The sequence below is a fragment of the Aeromonas sp. s9 genome (assembly GCF_040907765.1).
Classification (GTDB): domain Bacteria; phylum Pseudomonadota; class Gammaproteobacteria; order Enterobacterales; family Aeromonadaceae; genus Aeromonas; species Aeromonas caviae.
Genome location: NZ_JBFOCK010000090.1, coordinates 1 through 2,079, shown reverse-complemented (window position 1 = coordinate 2,079; position 2,079 = coordinate 1). Strand labels below are relative to the sequence as shown.

Genomic DNA, 2,079 nt, shown 5'->3' with positions numbered 1-2,079 from the left:
ACCATCGGCCACGTTGACCACGGTAAAACCACCCTGACCGCCGCCATCACCAACGTGCTGGCCAAGCACTTCGGTGGTAAAGCTTTCGCCTTCGACCAGATCGACAAGGCGCCGGAAGAGCGTGAGCGTGGTATCACCATCAACACCTCCCACGTAGAATACGACACTGCTACCCGCCACTACGCTCACGTAGATTGCCCGGGTCACGCCGACTACGTTAAAAACATGATCACCGGTGCTGCCCAGATGGACGGCGCAATCCTGGTAGTAGCAGCGACTGACGGCCCGATGCCGCAGACTCGTGAGCACATCCTGCTGGGTCGTCAGGTAGGCGTTCCGTACATCATCGTGTTCATGAACAAGTGCGACATGGTAGATGACGAAGAGCTGCTGGAACTGGTCGAGATGGAAGTTCGCGAACTGCTGTCCGAGTACGACTTCCCGGGTGATGACCTGCCGGTAGTCCGTGGTTCCGCACTGAAAGCGCTGGAAGGCGAAGCTCAGTGGGAAGAGAAGATCCTGGAACTGGCTGGCCACCTGGACACCTACATTCCGGAGCCGGAGCGTGCCATTGACCAGCCGTTCCTGATGCCTATCGAAGACGTATTCTCCATCGCAGGCCGTGGTACCGTAGTTACCGGTCGTGTAGAGCGCGGTATCGTCAAGGTTGGTGAAGAAGTGGAAATCGTTGGTATCAAAGATACCACCAAGACCACCTGTACCGGCGTTGAAATGTTCCGCAAACTGCTGGACGAAGGTCGTGCAGGTGAGAACGTTGGCGCACTGCTGCGTGGCGTGAAGCGTGAAGACGTAGAGCGTGGTCAGGTACTGGCCAAGCCGGGCACCATCAAGCCGCACACCAAGTTCGAATCCGAAGTGTACGTGCTGTCCAAAGAAGAAGGTGGTCGTCACACTCCGTTCTTCAAGGGCTACCGTCCGCAGTTCTACTTCCGTACTACCGACGTGACCGGTACCATCGAACTGCCGGAAGGCGTAGAGATGGTCATGCCGGGCGACAACATCAAGATGGTTGTTACCCTGATTGCCCCGATCGCGATGGACGACGGCCTGCGTTTCGCCATCCGTGAAGGTGGCCGTACCGTAGGTGCTGGTGTTGTAGCTAAAGTTATCGCTTAATCGATACTTTATATGCACACATAAAAGGGGTGGCTTCGGCCACCCCTTTTACTTTTGGGGCTTTAAATGGCTTGTGAGATACTTTTGCGAAATCATCTATAGAGGTAGTTGCTGTGAGTAAACCCGCCATTTTTCTGGATCGCGATGGTGTCATCAACAAAGACACGGGTTATGTCAGCCAGGTTGATGACTTCCATTTTCTGCCCGGGGCGATTGAGGCCATGCAATTGCTGAAGAAAAAAGGCTATTTGCTGGTCGTGGTGACCAACCAATCCGGCATTGCCCGTGGTTACTTCACTGAAGATGACTTCATGAACCTGACCGAGTGGATGGATTGGTCATTGGCCGATCGCGATGTGGATCTCGATGGTATCTACTTCTGCCCCCATCACCCGAACCACGGTGCCCCCTGCGACTGCCGCAAACCCGAACCGGGTATGTTGTTGCTTGCCCAGCGGGAGCTCGGTATCGATATGAGCCGCTCTTATATGGTGGGTGACAAACCTTCAGACTTGAAGGCGGCCATCAATGCCAAGGTCGGTCACAAGATAATGGTCAGAACGGGTAAGCCGATTACTGATGCGGGGATTGAACTGGCCGATGCCATCTACGACAACCTGCATGATTTTGCCGTTGCAGCACCTGTCGCAGGCTGATTTCGCTGGATTAAGATGCTTTTTGGTGGCTTTTTGGTGGCTTTTTGGTGGCTTTTTGGTGGCTTTTTGGTGGCTTTGTGAGCGATTGAACGATGGAAGCCATCTTTTTGCAATTATCCCCTTGCCAGAACGAATTCGCTCCCTATAATGCGCCTCCATCGACAGGGCAAGCAGCAACGCAAAGCCTGAGTCGATAGCCTCGAAAAGCCTTTGAAAATAAGGCTTGACTCGAGAAGGCGGTTGAGTAGAATGCCACTCCCGCAGCAGCGCAAAAGCTGCGTCGCTC

At 54.2% G+C, this 2,079-nt stretch carries 2 protein-coding genes; both read left to right on the top strand.

All coding sequences use genetic code 11. The features are described from left to right. Positions 1 to 1,137: elongation factor Tu (gene tuf, locus AB5Y54_RS17855; protein WP_017788708.1), on the top strand; the 1,137-nt coding region annotated here is incomplete at its 5' end. Between the two features lie 113 nt (positions 1,138 to 1,250). Then, positions 1,251 to 1,793, top strand: a complete 543-nt coding sequence (gene gmhB / locus AB5Y54_RS17850) for a D-glycero-beta-D-manno-heptose 1,7-bisphosphate 7-phosphatase (RefSeq protein WP_043153901.1) — start codon at positions 1,251 to 1,253, stop codon at positions 1,791 to 1,793. The last annotated feature ends 286 nt before the right edge of the window (positions 1,794 to 2,079 follow it).